Here is a 16,790-nt window from a genome sequence, read left to right as displayed (position 1 = left end):
TTCTCGTCTACAATGGATAGTCTGTGCACACAGCTCACAACAACCCAAAACTCCAGCATTACAGCCACGCTCAGTGCGAGCGCTTGGCATTCATCGACTTCTGCCTGCAATACTATGGCTCTGTAGGCCGTGGCGAGCTGATGAATAACTTCGGCACCGCGGTGGCCTCCGGTACTCGGGATTTCACCCTCTACCGCGAGCTGGCATCCAACAACTTGGTGTTACGCCACGAAGACAAACGTTACTACCGAAAAGACACCTTCCAAGCTTTGTTCGTTCATGACAGCCGAGCAGTTTTGAGTACCCTAGCCCACGGCTTTGGTGGTGGGTTGACGGTAGATCACCCCAGACCCAGCCTCTGTGAAGATGCCCCTGACCTAGTTGCTCCGCCACAAGTGGTTCTGGCCACACTAAGCAGAGCCATAAGCCAAAGACAGGCAGTACAGCTAACCTATCTATCGCTGAGTTCGGGAAGCAATGAGCGGGTCATAATCCCTCACGTCATCGTCAATAACGGTCAGCGCTGGCATATCCGGGGCTACTGCCGTAGTCGCAAGCAGTTTCGCGATTTTGTTTGCACAAGAGTGACTGAAGTTTGTTTGAATGAGACACCAGTTGAGCCTCATGAACAGCAGCTAGCAGACACAGAATGGAACCATATGCTCTCCCTAGAGCTTGTGCCCCACCCCAATCTCCAGCACCCAGAAGCCATAGCTCTGGATTTTGGGATGTTAAGAGAGAACAATCAGCCTATCCGCCGGATAAACATCTGTGCCGCCAGAGCTGGCTATCTACTGCGTCATTGGAATGTAGATTGCAGCCAAGATCACCATTTGTCAGCCGATGAACACCATCTGTGGCTACGCAATCACAAAATTTTAGAAGCTTGTGCCAATGCGTCACTCGCACCGGGTTTCACACCAAGTGCCAAGACATCTTCGGAAAAGACAGCATCAGCACAAGCCACCGCTCAACTATTACGGAACCATTAATGAAACTGACACTATCCCAATTAGAAGGCCTGCTGTTACGCGCCTGTGATGATCTACGCGGCAGCATGGACGCCAGCGAGTATAAGGAATACATCTTTGGCATGCTGTTTCTGAAGCGTGCCAGTGACCTGTTTGATCAACGTCGTGAAGAGCTACGTGATCAGTTTGAAGCACAAGGTATGTCTGAAGAAGACATCGTTATCGAGCTTAATGACCCTGATCACTACTCTGGAAAGTACTTCTATGTACCACCACGTGCTCGCTGGAATGAGTCTTGGGAAGAAATTGAAGTAAAAGATGGCATCCAGAAAGTTATTCATCGCCCCGCGCTTAAACATACTAAAGAAAACGTAGGCACAGCACTAAATAAAGCCTTGGCGGCCATTGAAGATGCTAACTCGGAGGCGCTGCAAGACGTGCTCACTGGCATCAACTTCAACCGCAAGATTGGCCAGCGCACGCTGGATGACGACACGTTAGCCGACTTTATCCAGAATTTCGAAAAAATCCCCCTGCGTGATGAAGACTTCGAATTTCCGGATCTGCTGGGTGCCGCCTACGAGTGGCTGATCAAGTTCTTTGCCGACTCAGCAGGCAAGAAGGCAGGTGAGTTCTATACCCCTTGGGAAGTGGTGCGGCTGTGTGCCGAGATTTGTGACCCGGAAGAAGGCATGAGCGTCTACGACCCAACGGTCGGCTCGGGCGGCATGCTGATCCAGATGCGCGACTTTCTGCGTGAAAAAGGCGGTGATGCCTCCGAGCTGGCCCTCTATGGTCAGGAAAAGATCGGCACCACCTGGTCCATCTGCAAGATGAACATGCTGCTGCACGGTATCTCACATGCCGATATCCGCCAGGAAGATACTCTGCGCGAGCCGCAGCACCTGGGTGAAGACAACGAACTCAAACGCTTCGATCGCGTGGTGGCTAATCCACCGTTCAGCCAGAACTACATCAAGAAAGATCTGAAATTCCCCGGACGTTTTTCGGTGATGATGCCGGAGAAAGGCAAGAAAGCAGACCTAATGTTTGTCCAGCACATGCTGTCGGTGCTCAAACATAACGGTCGCCTGGCTACTGTACTACCCCATGGGGTGCTATTCCGTGGCGGTGAAGAAAAAGAGGCACGTAAGCACTTTATTGAGCACGGCTATCTGGAGGCGGTGATCGGCTTGCCCGGCAACCTGTTCTATGGCACCGGTATTCCGGCTTGTATCTTTGTACTGAACAAGGAAAACGCCGCTCAGCGCAATACGGTGCTGTTTATCAACGCCGACCGGGAATACCGCGAAGGCAAGGCCCAGAACCACCTGCGGCCGGAAGATATCGACAAGATCATCAACACCTACCGTCAGGGCCAAGAAGTTCCCGCGTATGCCCGCCCGGTTCCGATTGCCGAAATTAAAGCTGAGGACTACAACTGCAATATCCGCCGTTATGTAGATAATGCACCACCAGCAGAGCCCCACGATGTGCGCGCGCATCTTCATGGTGGCGTGCCCATTGCAGAGATCGACAGCCTGAGCCATTACTGGGAAAACTACGCCGGTCTGAAAACCGATCTCTTTGTACCGAGAGACCAGACCTACATGGATTTTTCACTCAACATTGAAAGCAAGCGGGAAATTGCCGGCTTTATCAATGAACACAAGGGCGTGCAGACCGCCAACCAGATCATCCTGGACTTACTGGAAGCCTGGTGGGAAGCCAACCTGCCCATCGTAGAAGCTCTGGCTCCGGATGCCGACAACCAGCATGCCCGCCCCCGCAACGTGTATGTAATGCGCAGTCAGCTGCTGCGCAGCATCGAGCAGGCCCTGGCCGAACAAAGCCTACTGACCCCCTTTCAGGTACGTGGTGCCTTTGCCGGTTATGTGGACCAGCTTAAATCCGACTTCAAGTCCATCGCCGCCAGCGGCTGGGGACCAGAACTGATCCCGGACGACGAAATCCTGCAAAGCCAGTTCCCGGAAGTACTAAAGGAACAAGAGCAGACCCAAAACCGGCTGGCCGAGTTGCAGGCGCTGTTTACTGCCGCTAATGAGGAAGACTTTGAAGACGACGACGACACCGGCGTGTTGCCCAATGATGAGGTCAAGAGCAAGAGAGATGAGCTCAAAGCCGTTAATGCCGAGTGGAAGGCTCAACTGAAGATCATTAAAAACTTGGCCAGCAACCTTTACACCGAGCTGAATGTCGCCGGCCAGCTGCCTAAAGGCAGCAAGAAAGGTTACTACTGTTCCGAAGGGTTAACCACCAAGGATACCGAGTTTGGTAATGGTCTGCGCATCGTCGAACTGGCTATACAACAGGGTCTGGAGAGCGACTGGATAGCGCCACTCAAGGGAGCAGTAGAACAGGCTCAGCATGCCTATAACACCGCCCAACGCGTCGACATCAACCTAACTCGCCACAAGGCGCTGGAGGATGAGGTCAAGGAGCTGAGGGCCACCCTCAAAAGCATCGAGACTAAACGGGACGACCTGGTCGCCAGCGCCCGCAACAAGATCTCAGTGGATGAAGCCCGCACCGTAATTATCGCTAGATTGAAAGCACTACTGTCGGCCCTCTATCAAAGCTATCTGCGCACCGAACAGCGGGCCTGCATCAAGGCCGTCGAGAACCTATGGGCCAAGTACGCGGTCACTGCCAAACAGATCGAAATGGAGCGAGATACTGCCTCACAACAGCTGAAGGCATTTTTGGTGGAGTTGGGATATGAGTAATTGGCAATACGTAGCCCTCTCTGACATTGCTGATATCAGGATAAGTAACGTTGATAAGAAGTCCCTGCCGGGTGAAAAGTCAGTCTTGCTTTGTAACTACATGGACGTCTACAGCAATGAGTACATCACTCGTAACTTAGACTTCATGGAAGCTACCGCGAATGTAGTTGAGATCGAAAAGTTTAAAGTTCAAGACGGTGATGTAATCATCACCAAGGACTCCGAGACTCCTTATGATATCGGTATCCCATCTGTAGTAGTCGAAGCTATGGACAATTTAGTGTGCGGATATCACCTTGCGCTGATTAAGCCAAACCAAGCTGCAGTGAATTCTAAGTTTTTGAGTAAGCAATTGGCTCAGCATGAGACTGTTCGTTATTTCTCAAGGTATGCTGCTGGTTCAACTAGATACGGTTTATCAAATGGTGCCATCGCCAGCGTCAGAATTGGGCTTCCGCCTCTAAGACACCAACAAAAAATCGCCCGTATCCTGCAAACCATCGATCTGGCCATCGAAAAAACAGAAGCCCTGCTCGGCAAGTATCAACAGATCAAAGCCGGTTTAATGCAGGATCTCTTCACCCGTGGTATCGATGCCGACGGCAAGCTGCGCCCCTCCCGCGAACAGGCCCCGGAACTGTACCAGGAAACCCCCATTGGCTGGATTCCGAAGGCGTGGGAGGTTAGAAACATTCTAGATCTGATTAAGTTCCCAACTGGCCAAGTTAGTCCTTTAGTTCAGCCCTATATTGATATGACTCTTGTGGCACCAGATCACATTGAAAAAGGAACAGGCCGGTTACTGCTCAAAGAGACAGCAAGAGAACAAAACGCTATCAGCGGGAAGTATACATTCAAATGCGGAGACATTGTGTACAGCAAGATACGTCCATACCTACGCAAAGCTATCTTGGCTGACTTCGATGGTATTTGTAGTGCAGACATGTATCCGCTACATGTCAAAGGTGGGAATAACCCTTTTTATATTTTTGGAATGATTTTAGGTGATCGATTTTCTCGATATGCGGAGACTGTCTCAATGCGAAGTGGGTTCCCTAAAATTAACAGAATAGAGTTTTCAGGGTTCAGTTGTGGTGTTCCTACCAGTCATGAGCAAGATCGCTTTGCAGAGGTTATAAAAAGTGCAGATGCCAATATTGTTCACAACGAAGAGCTTCTTGCAAAGCTACAAAAACAAAAATCCGGCCTGATGCACGACCTGCTCACCGGCAAGGTCACTGTCTCTACCGCAACCACGGAGGTGAGCTGATGCCGACTGTGAAGCTGACGACAACGCCCAACTGGCTGCTGGATTTAGCAGAATCCTGCGAGTTAGAGTGTAAAAAAGCCGCTGGTCGCAATGGTAAGGGAGAGATCCCAAAGGATTTTTGGCCCACCGTTAGTGCCTTTGCTAATACCCGTGGCGGGACGATTTTGTTGGGCATTGAAGAAGAGCCCATTGGCCAATTTCGGGTGTCCGGTATTGCCGAGCCAGAGCGGCTGCTTACCGAGCTATTCAATATCCTCAATAATCCACAGAAAATTAGCCGTAATCAGGTAGACGACTCCGATGTAGAGATACTGGAGGTTGATGGTAAGAAGATCATCAAAGTCCAAATTCGCCCTGCCTCCCGCTATGATAAACCGGTGTATGTGGGTGAAAACCCCATGCGCGGAACTTATCGCCGCCTACACGAAGGAGATCGTCGCTGCTCTGCCGAAACAGTACGACGCATGCAGGCCGAGCAAGTTGAAGATGAGCGCGACAGCCGTATTCTTAAAGGCTTTAGTATGGTGGATATCGATAAACGCAGTTTGTCGATTTTCCGCCAGATGTTGCGTGATGCCAAAGGTGCCGGCCATCCATTTCTGTCAGAAGATGATCAGGGCTTGCTACTTAAACTCCGAGGATGGCGCAAAGACCGCGAAAGCGGTCAAGAAGGGCTAACTCTGGCGGGGGTACTGATGTTTGGCACCTGGGAAGCCATTCAAGAAGCGGCTCCTTATTACTTCGTGGATTATCAAGAACGCCCCGAGGCTAAAACGGAAAATCGTTGGGTAGACAGAGTGTATCCGGACGGTAGCTGGTCTGGAAATCTGTTTGATTTCTATCGTATTACTTACGGTAAGTTAACGAACCCCGAATCACTAAAAATCCCATTTAAGTTGAATCAGGGCCAGCGTCAAGATGACACCCCCGTGCACGAGGCGATTCGCGAAGCCTTAGTAAACACGATTGTGCATGCGGACTATACCGAACGTGTATCTGTGCTGGTGGTTAAGCGCCCCGATATGATGGGTTTTCGCAATCCGGGTACCATGCGTATTCCGCTTGAGCAAGCCGTGCAAGGCGGTATTTCAGACTGCCGCAACCGTATTATTCACCAGATGTTTCTGATGATTGGTATAGGCGAGCGAGCAGGTTCGGGGGTCCCTAAAATTTACAGCGGTTGGAACTGGCGTCACTGGCGAACCCCGGCTCTTCGAGAGATTGATGAGCCAGCCCAGACACTTCTAGAGTTGCGCATGCTGGAACTGATGCCGGCAGGTATTCTGGAGCAGCTAGAAAACATGTTTAGTGACCGCTTTACCCGCTTGCCTTTGTTAGAGCGCCAGATCATGGCAGCGGCGGCAACAGAACAAGTGGTATCGCATAAGCGGATTGTTGAGATCTGCCCAGATCATTCCCACGATATTACGCTGGCATTACGAGACTTGGTACAAAAGGGGTTGCTAGAAATTTCCGGTCAGGGACGAGGAGCCGTGTATTTTATTCCAGGGCAAAACCTACCGACTCCTGAGCTGGTTTTCGGCGGCATCGGATTGTTAAAGATAAACTCCGATGATAACGGCGTGAGCTCCAATAATAACGGCGTGAGCTCCGATGATAACGGCGTGAGCTCCAATGATAACGGCGTGAGCTCCAATGATAACGGTGAAAGCTCCGATGATAACGGTGAAAGCTCCGATGATAACGGTGAAAGCTCCGATGATAACGAGCAGAACGCCTTAGACAATTTGGGCCGGCTGCTCTCAAATCACTTACCCGCCCCGGTTGTGCATGATTTGCAAAAATTAGAGCCCGATTTGCTTCGCAAGTTACAGGAGCAAGCCATCGCTCCACAGCTAAAACAACGTGTTAAGACTGGATTGATGCGACAAATTCTGTTGACTTTATGTGATGGTCACTATGTCACTCGGTCTTGCCTTGCACTATTGGTCAACCGAGATTCGGACAGTTTACGGCAGCAGTATTTGACCCCCTTGGTGCGCAAGGGCTACCTACTTCTTGCATTTCCTCAAAATCCGACTCACCCCAAGCAGGCATATATGAAAAGCGATAAGCCACTATCAGCCGATGACGAGAAGCTATTCAGTGCCTGAATACACGGAAGTCGAACAACTCTTTCTGCAACAGTTACAAACATTACAGGCACGGACCGATAAGCGGGCTGTTAAACTGGATATCCATTGTTTGCCCGCTTGGTACTTTTAGGAGGTAGCCATGATCACTTATACACAAGGCAACCTGTTAGACGCCGACGTTGATGCCCTGGTAAACACGGTTAACACCGTGGGGGTGATGGGCAAAGGCATAGCGCTGATGTTCAAAGAGCGCTTTCCCGCAAACATGGCGGCCTACGCCAGCGCCTGTAAAGCCAAAGAAGTACAGACCGGCAAGATGTTCGTGACCAACACCGGCGAGCTAATGGGCCCCAGATGGATCGTCAACTTCCCCACCAAGCAGTATTGGCGTGCCAAATCCCAGCTGCAATGGATTATCGACGGCCTTGCCGACCTGCGCCGCTTTATCGAACACAACCAGGTGCGATCCATTGCCATCCCCCCGCTGGGTGCAGGTAATGGCGGTCTGAACTGGGCCGAGGTAAAACCGCATATCGAGCAGATGTTGGGTGATCTGCAAGGGGTGGAGATTGTTATCTATGAACCCTCGGCCAAATACCAGAATGTGGCCAAATCCAAGGGCGTAGAGACGCTCACGCCGGCTCGTGCTCTAATCGCCGAGCTGGTACGCCGTTACTGGGTACTGGGTATGGAATGCAGCCTGCTGGAAATTCAGAAGCTGGCCTGGTTTCTGGAGCGAGCCATTGAAGCTCAGGGATTGGATAATCCGCTGAAGCTCAAGTTTGTAGCCAACAACTACGGTCCCTATGCAGACCGGCTGCGCCACTTGCTGGACGGACTGGATGGTAGCTACCTGAAAAGCGAAAAACGCATCAGCGATTGTGACCCATGGGACGTGATCTGGTTTAACGATGCCAAACGCGACCAGGTGGCTCTGTACCTGAACACAGAGGCAACAACCTACCTGCCCGCATTGGAAAAAACCGCCGAACTAATCGATGGATTCGAGTCCCCTTTTGGCATGGAGCTGCTCTCTACCGTAGACTGGTTGGTCACTCAGGAGCACGTTGCCGCCAACGCTAAGTCAGTGATAAATGGAATACATAGGTGGCCTGCAGGCAGACGCTGGGCCGAGCGCAAACTCAAGCTATTTGATATTCCCAAGTTAGAACTGGCGTTACATCGCCTACAACACGTTAGCCTACAACTATAAGCGCCGTGATAAGCGGCCAGTTAATACTGCTGGAGATAACATTTGAGCGAATACACAGAAGTCGAACAACCCTTTCTGCAGCAGTTACAAACACTGGGCTGGCATATCATCGACCAGGGTCAGGATATACCCTCTGACCCTACCAAGAGTCTGCGCGCCAACTTTCGTCAGTGGCTGTTGCCCAGCGTGTTTAGCCAAGCAGTAGCGACACTGAACACCGGCACCAAAGGCGATACTTGGTTAACGGATAAGCAGCTTAACGACCTGCAGGAACAAATCCTGCGGCAGCCCAATAAAACACTGCTGGAAGCCAATGAAGCGATTCAGAAGCTGCTGTTCAAAGCACAGGTAGATGCGAACGAAGAAACCGGTGAACAAGACCCGGTAGTTCGGTTGATCGACTTCGAACACCCCGAGAACAACCACTTTCTGGCCATCAACCAGTTCCGTCTCGACACGCCGGGCGGCGTAAAGCAATTTATTATTCCCGATATCGTGCTGTTCGTGAATGGTATTCCTCTGGCTGTGGTGGAATGCAAGAAAGGTGGTCCTACCTGCGCGAATCCAATGGAAGAAGCTTTTAAGCAGCTACAGCGCTATATGAATCGCCGCGAAGAGACTGCCAAGCAGGGTCTTAAAGAAGGCGAACCACGGCTGTTTTATAGCAATCTATTACTGATCCGCAGCTGCGGCCTGGAGGCCGATTACGGCAGCATCACCTCAGGCGAGGAGCATTTTTACCCCTGGAAAACCCAGTGGCCCGAAGACGACAGCGTGGCCGAGGGTATGAACCAGCAACAACAGCTGATCAACGGCATGCTCAACAAGGCCAACTTACTCAGCATACTGCGCACCTCATCGGTGTTTATGGATGTTGAGAGTGGCCCACGTATCAAGGTGGTATGCCGTTATCAGCAGTTTCGCGCAGCCAACAAGATCATCGAGCGACTTCGGCGTGGTACCACTGTAGAAGAAAAGAGTGGCGTAGTCTGGCATACACAGGGCTCTGGCAAGAGCCTGACCATGGTATTTGTGGCACGAATGCTACGGGTAACCAAGGATCTGCATGATTACAAGATTGTACTGATTAACGACCGGGTGGATCTGGAAGAGCAGCTCAGCAAGACTGCAACCCTGATCGGCGGTCGGGTCAATGTGATCGATAGCCGCAGCTCGTTGCGTACCGACCTCGCCACCGATACCTCCGACATCAATATGGTAATGGCGCATAAATTCCAATTGGCCGATAAAGCCCTGCCGCTGTCGGTGGCGGAAGCCCTGGGCACCTACCAGTCTATTCCCAGCAAGGATACCTTTGGTGTAGTGAATGCATCCGATCGCATCGTACTGATGATCGACGAGGCTCACCGCACCCAAGGCTCGGACCTGGGGGAGAACATCTTCGAGGCCTTCCCCAAAGCCGCCCGCCTCGCTTTTACCGGTACCCCACTCATCACCGAGCGTCATGGTGAAAAACGCACGGTAAAGCGGTTTGGTGAATACATTGATCAGTACAAGCTGATGGACGCGGTGAACGACGGTACCACGCTACAAATTCTCTACGAAGGCCGTACCGCCGATGCAGCGCTTAATGAGAAGGCCGTGTTCGAAAGCAAGTTTGAAAACCTGTTCAAGGATCGCAGTGAAGAAGAGCTGCTGGCCATCAAGAAGAAATACGGCGCCACCGGTGACATTCTAGAAGCGGAACAACGCATTGACGCTATTGCCCGGGATATGGTCAAACATTATCTGGCGCAGATATTCCCCAACGGTTTCAAGGCTCAGGTGGTCTGCCACTCCAAGCTGGCGGCAATACGCTACCAGAAGGCTATCCACAAGGCGCTGGCCGAAACAGTGGATGCACTGCAGTCCGAACCAACCCCGGATTGGGCGCTAATAAAGAAGGTCAAATTTCTAAAGGCGGCCGTGATCATCTCCGGCGACGGCACCAATGAAGCGGCCTATATTACCGAAGCCCGCAAGCAGGCCAAGGCCTGGAATGCGGTAGGCAACTTCTGCAAACCCTTTGCCTTCGACGATCCGGACAAGCCACACACCGGCATCGCCTTCTTGGTGGTGTGTGACATGCTGCTGACTGGCTTTGATGCCCCCATAGAGCAGGTGATGTACCTGGACAAGAAGATCCGTGAGCACACCCTGCTACAGGCTATTGCCCGCACCAACCGGGTTAAAAAAGGTAAAAAGCGCGGTTATGTGGTGGATTACATCGGTCTGACCAATAACCTGACCGAGGCGCTAACCCTTTATGCGGCCACCGATGAACAGCAGGAGCTGGCCAGTGGCTTGAAAAGCATCAATTCCGAAATGCCGGTGCTGCAAGAACGCTATCAACGGCTATTGAACCTGTTTTCAGAGAACAAGGTGAAGCAGGTACGGGATTTTGTCGAGGGCAAGCTGCCCAATGTTGAAACCGACGCGGCCGTTGTCCACGAAGCCGTTAAGCTATTGAAAAATGACAGACTGCGTGCCGACTTTGATGTTTACCTCAAGAAATTTCTGAGCAGCCTGGACATTATACTGCCACATGCCTCCGGCCAGCCTTACCGGGTACCAGCCAAGCGCTTTGGTTATATTCAGCGTGTTACCAAAGAGCGCTACAAAGATGACACTCTAAACTTGGGTGATGCAGGCCAAAAAGTGCGGGATCTGATCAACGAGCACCTTATCAGCCTGGGTATTAACCCCAAGGTAGAGCCGGTTGAACTGTTGTCAGAGGACTTTCTTGAAAAGCTCAATGAGAATGCCGCAGGTAATGCAGAAGCTAAGGCCAGTGAGATGGAACATGCCATTCGCAAGCACTGCACTGTTCACCACGATGAAGATCCGGCGTTCTACAAGAACCTGTCCGAAAAAGTGGAAAAGCTAATCGACCAGTATCAGGATCAGTGGGAAAAACTGGCAGAAGAGCTGGAAAAGCTGCGTAATGTAGCCGCTGAAGGCCGTCAGCAAGGCGATGAAGGAATGAGCAAGGAAGCCACCACCTTCTACGAGCACATCGCCCATGAAGCCTTTGCAAACGGAGAAGTACCGGCTGAAACCAAACCCAAGATGAAAGTCTTGATGGAAGCCATAGTAGAAACTCTACAACACAGCATTGGCAGCATCGATTACTGGCACAACAGCGATAAGCAGAAGCGCACTCGTAGTGAGATAAAAACAGCATTAACGCTGACCGGTATCCCGGAGTTAAAACAGAACCGAGAACGCATCGCCGTCGAAATCATGAAGCTGGCCAAGAACCGCCATGATGAGTTACTCAATGGGATGGGAGGAGAGTAGTAACCATGTTAGCCAGACAAGTCAGAGATATTGAATATGTGCTGCTGCCCGGCAGTACCCGCAAGACCACGGATATCGTGATTGAACGCGACGGCAAGGTGATGGTGCGCCCACCGGTGCACTACACACCGGAGCAAGTAGATGCGCTCGTCGACAGCAAGCGCCTGTGGATCTACCGTAACCTGGCCGAATGGAAAGACCTTAACGCCTCGGCGGTTACCCGCGAATGGGTAAATGGCGAAACCTTTCTCTATCTTGGCAGCGCTTATCGATTAGCACTGGTCTCTGCTCAGGATGCTCCACTGAAGCTGAAAGACGGTCGGTTTTGTCTGAGCCGTGAAGTGATCGAACTAGGCGGTACTGAAGCGGCCAAAGCCGCATTCGAGCGTTTTTATGCCGATAAAGCCCAGCAACGGTTTACCGACCGCATTGCTTACTTTGCACCCAAGGTAGGTGTTGAGGTATCAGCCATCAAGGTGAAGGACATGGGCTATCGCTGGGCAAGCTATGGCCGAAATGGTGTTATAAACCTCCATTGGAAGTGCATGATGGCCCCACCAAAGATCATCGATTACATAGTGGTGCACGAACTTTGCCACTTCCATCACCGCAACCACAACGATGCCTTCTGGAACGAAGTCGACAAAGTCATGCCCGACTGGCGAGAGCGCAAAGAGTGGCTACGTAAGCGTGGCGCAAGCCTGGATATTTAAAGGTGTCATAGCTACATAAGGATATAAGAATCGAGTGGCTGGTTATAACTGAGACTGAAGCTTTCAGGGAAGCCTGACGCACCTGTTGATAAGCTGATACAAGAGAAAGTACCCAGTCAGCATTTATATCAGTGATACTGAAGATCATCAGTATCACTATGCTGCGAGATGTTCATACAACATCAGAATGTCGCAGTCCTTTTGCTACGCTAGCAATCAAATGCCGTGAACAGCTCAGAATCTCCTGGATTTCACTATAACTGTGGTCAGTAGCGAGTAGCTTGGCAATATGCTGCCGCTTTTTATCATCCCGTGGCCGCCCCCGGTACTTGCCCTCCTCTTGAGCCTTGGCAATCCCCTGTAACTGCCGGCGACGTCGGTCTTCATAATCTTTTCTGGCCACAGCAGCCAGCATGTCTAACAACATACAGTTAACTGCCTGCAGTATCGACGCAGTAAATTCAGAGCTCTCTCCTCCTTTAAGCGCAACCCATGACGTAGGTAACTCTGGTGAGACGATGGCTAATTTCTTCTCTCCTAGCCTCCTCTTGAGCTTTTCCCAGTCATCCTGATTTAGTCTTGCAAGCCGATCAATCTGTTCAACCAGAACAATGTCCCTCTCACCGGCATCTGCAATGAGGCGCATCAGCTCCGGCCGGTCCAGAGTTGCACCTGATTCATTTTCAACATAGAAAGATGCAATTCTGTGACCATGGTCCTGCGCAAAAGAGATCAGCGGCTGTTTGGCTCGTTCCGCGTCTTGCTCTGCGGTCGAGGCCCTAAGATAAGCTCGAATAAACATGCTAAGCCTTAACAGTCTGCTTTAAGTGGTTCCACTATACTAGTTCTTTATAAGTGGTTCCTCAATGCGTATCTACATATTTATAGCTAGTACCACTAAGGTACACTCTAAAGGAACCACCTTTCTGATAGATACTCCCAGACAGAGCACATCCAATACAAACATTTACGGACTATAACAATAGAAAATTTACATACTAGTTTTATACATACCTCTTAGTATTACCTTCATGATATTAAAAAGATGTAATAGCCGCCATAATAATAAGAAGACATTGGAGACATGCTATAACAGTGGTATAGAAAAGTTGTTGTAAAGTGACAAATTGAGAGCATAGGAAAAGTATCATTTGATGATTAATATTAATGATATCAATAGAAATCAAACAGATAAAACACCACCTTCAATAACAAACTAAGTCATTCATTACTCATAGTATTATTATACATTAACTAGCTGCATGATAACGAATTGTGTAATACAACACACATCTACGTATATTCAAGTGTCAAACAACACACACCCACATAAATTCATGTATCACACAGTACACATCCAAATAATTTAATGTGTCACACAGCACACATCCACGTAAATTCATGTGTCACACAGTACACATCCACGTAAGTTCATGTGTCACACAGTACACATCCACGTAAGTTCATGTGTCACACAGTACACATCCACGTAAGTTCATGTGTCACACAGTACACATCCACGTAAGTTCATGTGTCACACAGTACACATCCACGTAAGTTCATGTGTCACACAGTACACACCAATATATACGTCACACGGCATGAACCAAAATAGTTCTTACACAGGTACTTACCTTAAGAAACAGGAGCAACCCACAAAAAGTGGGTCAATGCTATATATCTTAACGTAAACAATTAAAACAACCTCCCACCCACAATTAGTGGGTTGAACATGTAATATTTATATTTATCAAAAAAAAACAAAATCTTGCCTTTGTAAAAATGAAAAACAAAAGCAAGAAAGAGAAATTAAAAACAATACAACCCACAACATGTGGGTTTTTAGCCGCAAACAAAACAAGGTGCGCTATAAATATAACATTGACATCTACACACCAACCCACATATTGTGGACATCAACAAAAAAGCACATATTAAGTAAAATACAAGGTGAAAAGTTTTTGTTTTTATCTCTTATTGTGTGGGTTGCCAACTCTGTGGCCCACAAAGGCAATATAGAGGGTCGATGGTTAGATATAAAATGGCTAGGACGCTTTTTATTTATCTTAACTAGGTCGCATATAACCACAGGAAAAGTTGATGAAAGAAGCAATCACCGTAGAACCTACAGCTCTAAGCAAAATAGTGAGACTCTCAAAACTGAGCATGGACTCAAAATGTGAGCTCGCGCTGGATAAGCGCAATGATCTAAACAAAGAGTTGTTGTATAAAGCACAACGAGAAGCAATTCAGAGCCAAATTGAAGCACTCAACCAAGAGTTACAGGCGTTGCATGTTTCTGCATTAATTTTAGCTGATGAGTTTCATTTAGAGAAAAAGTTAAACCCTGACAATAGAGGAAACCTTAGTGTTAGGGTTAGACTGAGAGCAACATCAGAAGCATGCTTCCCAAGCCTATCTATAGAGTGGAGTAAGTTTGAAAGAAAGCAATCTGGCGTTATTTTCTCTAGCTATTTAAAGAGAGGGCGTTCATTCCAATATCCAAAGTCTATAGTAAAAAAAGCTAAACAATGGGAGATTGATATGTTTGACTTAATAGAGCCTAAATTCTCTTCCATTAGGAAAAATGCAGAGGCAGTGGGCAAAGTAAGAAGATCTTTACTTGAAAGAGAAAAAAACATAACCAAAGTTTCTTTTGAAGATCATTTTTCAAACAACAAATAGCTTCTGCACCATAATAAATACACTAGGTAAATTAAATCATAATTGAAACTCTCTGCTATAAAAAGCTTAGGTTGAAGCTTTCAGAAAAGATGGAGACAACATGAGCCGATTAAACACCTTATTCGGCTCATGTTTTTCTTTAAACGCGAGCGCTTATGTGATCAATCTGGATTTGGCAGCAGCCAAACTGGCCTTCATATACCTGGAATGAAGCCATTGTTGCACCACGCTTGCGGGACGTCCGCCTTAAGTCTGGCGTACTGATCGGCAAAGCCACTGCTAGCCAGCGCCAAGATGTTCAACAGGCACTAGATACCCTGTTACAGAGTCAGGGTGAGAGTACGTAAGTTCATTTTTCACCCATTTAGCTAAGACCTGCGATAAGTACTTGCTCCAGATAGGCTTTATTGACACATTTACACATCCACATTTTTAATAGCCCGACCTAACTTAGCACCTAACTCCCTTCTGCAAGCAATATGAATATGATACCGTTGCAAGACCGTTGCCGTTAATGCCTCTTCGGATAGTGCTCTTTTCAAAACATCAGCCCCCCACTCCTTACTGCCTTTAAGCTGCTGAACACCAATAACTGTTTCAATCAATGCCTGTTCAAACCACGAGTGAACAACATCCTCCACGACACTTTCAATATTTAACCCTTGTTTTGTATCTTTCTCCTTGCATAACCTCAGAACCATGTCTTTGAAAACGCGGAAATCAGCATTAACTAACAATGTATTTTGCTCTGAGAGATATTTTGCTGCTTTATCTTCCATGTCACCTTCATCCCTGGTGCCATCTTCTATTGAAACCCAATTAACAACAGGGAAAGGGTCTGTTTCCACCCTATCACTGAACTGCCCACCCTTTTTCTCAAAAAGATGATAAATATTCCCTACGCTTCCATCGCGCCCTTCTTTTATTCTTTTAATAACTGATACATTTCTTATACTTTCTCGTGGGTTATCAGGGGAACCTCTTTTTATTATCGGTGTTCCAACAGATATTTTAGAAGAGTCATCAGATAAATAGGTACCTTGGGGTGAAGGCTTGTATCTACTCACCTTATATAGATCCATAATCCCTTTTAGCCTTTCTTTTATAGACTTAACATGGTCTCTCTCTGGTGTGCCTGCTGACTTATTCTTCACAAAATCTGCAAGTTCAGAAGGCATTTTTTCACGAAACTCATAAGCCCACTCGGCCCATGGTAATGGTTCACCGTTAAGCAATAAAGTTGTTCTTGCAGTATTGGTTGTCAAGTTTTCTTTTTCATTAGTCGGCTCTATATATAACACAACAAACTTACTACCAAAAAGGATTCCAAAAAGCTGTAACTGCGCCGTTCCAGCACGAGCTGTCACTCTGTCATATAATTCATTCTGATATAAAGCTGCAACATGACCTCCTGATTCTATATACCCACTATTATTAGATACTGCGGGTTCATCTTTTAGAATCCACCAATATAACTTTGCGCCCTCCAAAAAACTAATCCCTGATGATACTGAATGTTTATCAAGATAAGGCTTCTGGCCTGTTATGGTTCTCAATAAATTTCTATCTTTATCATCCCGAGGATTATCCCACCCCTCTCTTGCACGTACAGAAACACATTCAGGAAACTTGAAATATCTTGTATTTAAATATTTTGATATCCATCTCGATGGCGAAGGAGCCCCCTTAGGTCATCCCTTTACCCATAAGTCCTTGAATGAGTATCATCAATGCCACTGAACAACAGGTGTAGCGACGAGTGACATGACGAATTGGGTTGAGCAGGAGTTTGCCA

The 16,790-nt window shown here is 48.4% G+C and carries 11 protein-coding genes; 9 read left to right on the top strand and 2 right to left on the bottom strand.

Translation table 11 applies throughout. The annotated features are described in order from the left end of the window. Positions 1-83 precede the first annotated feature (83 nt). From IEW52_RS13710 to IEW52_RS13680, 7 genes are all read left to right on the top strand, one after another. The gene (locus IEW52_RS13710) at positions 84-992 is read left to right on the top strand and encodes a WYL domain-containing protein (RefSeq protein ID WP_188630642.1); all 909 of its coding nucleotides are present in this window, start codon (positions 84-86) and stop codon (positions 990-992) included. Further along, positions 992-3,718 carry a type I restriction-modification system subunit M gene (locus IEW52_RS13705; RefSeq protein WP_188630641.1) on the top strand — a complete coding sequence of 909 codons (2,727 nt, stop codon included), beginning with the start codon at positions 992-994 and terminating at the stop codon, positions 3,716-3,718. Before IEW52_RS13710 ends, IEW52_RS13705 begins: the two co-directional genes overlap by 1 nt. Next, positions 3,711-4,988, top strand: coding sequence for a restriction endonuclease subunit S (locus tag IEW52_RS13700; RefSeq protein ID WP_188630640.1), 1,278 nt, complete (start codon positions 3,711-3,713; stop codon positions 4,986-4,988). Before IEW52_RS13705 ends, IEW52_RS13700 begins: the two co-directional genes overlap by 8 nt. Further along, positions 4,988-7,102 (top strand): DUF8451 domain-containing protein, encoded by a 2,115-nt coding sequence (locus IEW52_RS13695; protein ID WP_188630639.1) that lies wholly within the window; start codon positions 4,988-4,990, stop codon positions 7,100-7,102. The genes IEW52_RS13700 and IEW52_RS13695 overlap by 1 nt, the downstream gene beginning before the upstream one ends. A 121-nt stretch (positions 7,103-7,223) precedes the next feature. Beyond that, on the top strand, positions 7,224-8,297 hold the full coding sequence (gene darG / locus IEW52_RS13690) for a type II toxin-antitoxin system antitoxin DNA ADP-ribosyl glycohydrolase DarG (RefSeq protein ID WP_188630638.1): 1,074 nt from the start codon (positions 7,224-7,226) through the stop codon (positions 8,295-8,297). Positions 8,298-8,339: 42 nt separating this feature from the next. Further along, complete coding sequence (locus IEW52_RS13685; protein WP_188630637.1) at positions 8,340-11,597, top strand: type I restriction endonuclease subunit R; 3,258 nt, start codon at positions 8,340-8,342, stop codon at positions 11,595-11,597. 5 nt (positions 11,598-11,602) lie between these two features. Next, positions 11,603-12,310, top strand: coding sequence for a M48 family metallopeptidase (locus IEW52_RS13680; RefSeq protein WP_188630636.1), 708 nt, complete (start codon positions 11,603-11,605; stop codon positions 12,308-12,310). A gap of 172 nt (positions 12,311-12,482) precedes the next feature. On the opposite strand, the gene IEW52_RS13675 is transcribed toward IEW52_RS13680, so the two are convergent. Beyond that, the gene (locus IEW52_RS13675; protein WP_188630635.1) at positions 12,483-13,112 is read right to left on the bottom strand and encodes a recombinase family protein; all 630 of its coding nucleotides are present in this window, start codon (positions 13,110-13,112) and stop codon (positions 12,483-12,485) included. 1,298 nt (positions 13,113-14,410) lie between these two features. Between IEW52_RS13675 and mobI the strand changes: the two genes are divergently transcribed. Both mobI and IEW52_RS15960 read left to right on the top strand, forming a co-directional pair. Then, positions 14,411-14,995: a conjugative transfer protein MobI(A/C) gene (gene mobI, locus IEW52_RS13670; RefSeq protein ID WP_188630634.1), complete on the top strand. Its 585-nt coding sequence runs from the start codon at positions 14,411-14,413 to the stop codon at positions 14,993-14,995. A 164-nt stretch (positions 14,996-15,159) separates the two neighbouring features. Further along, positions 15,160-15,342 carry a DUF4172 domain-containing protein gene (locus IEW52_RS15960; protein WP_188630661.1) on the top strand — a complete coding sequence of 61 codons (183 nt, stop codon included), beginning with the start codon at positions 15,160-15,162 and terminating at the stop codon, positions 15,340-15,342. A gap of 69 nt (positions 15,343-15,411) precedes the next feature. Here the strand turns inward: IEW52_RS15960 and IEW52_RS13660 are convergent, their stop codons facing one another. Further along, positions 15,412-16,551 (bottom strand): hypothetical protein, encoded by a 1,140-nt coding sequence (locus tag IEW52_RS13660; protein ID WP_188630633.1) that lies wholly within the window; start codon positions 16,549-16,551, stop codon positions 15,412-15,414. Between the last annotated feature and the right edge of the window lie 239 nt (positions 16,552-16,790).

This window comes from Oceanisphaera marina (assembly GCF_014643915.1).
Classification (GTDB): domain Bacteria; phylum Pseudomonadota; class Gammaproteobacteria; order Enterobacterales; family Aeromonadaceae; genus Oceanimonas; species Oceanimonas marina.
Note: the sequence above shows the minus strand (reverse complement) of the source record. Positions and strands in the feature narration are given on the sequence as shown.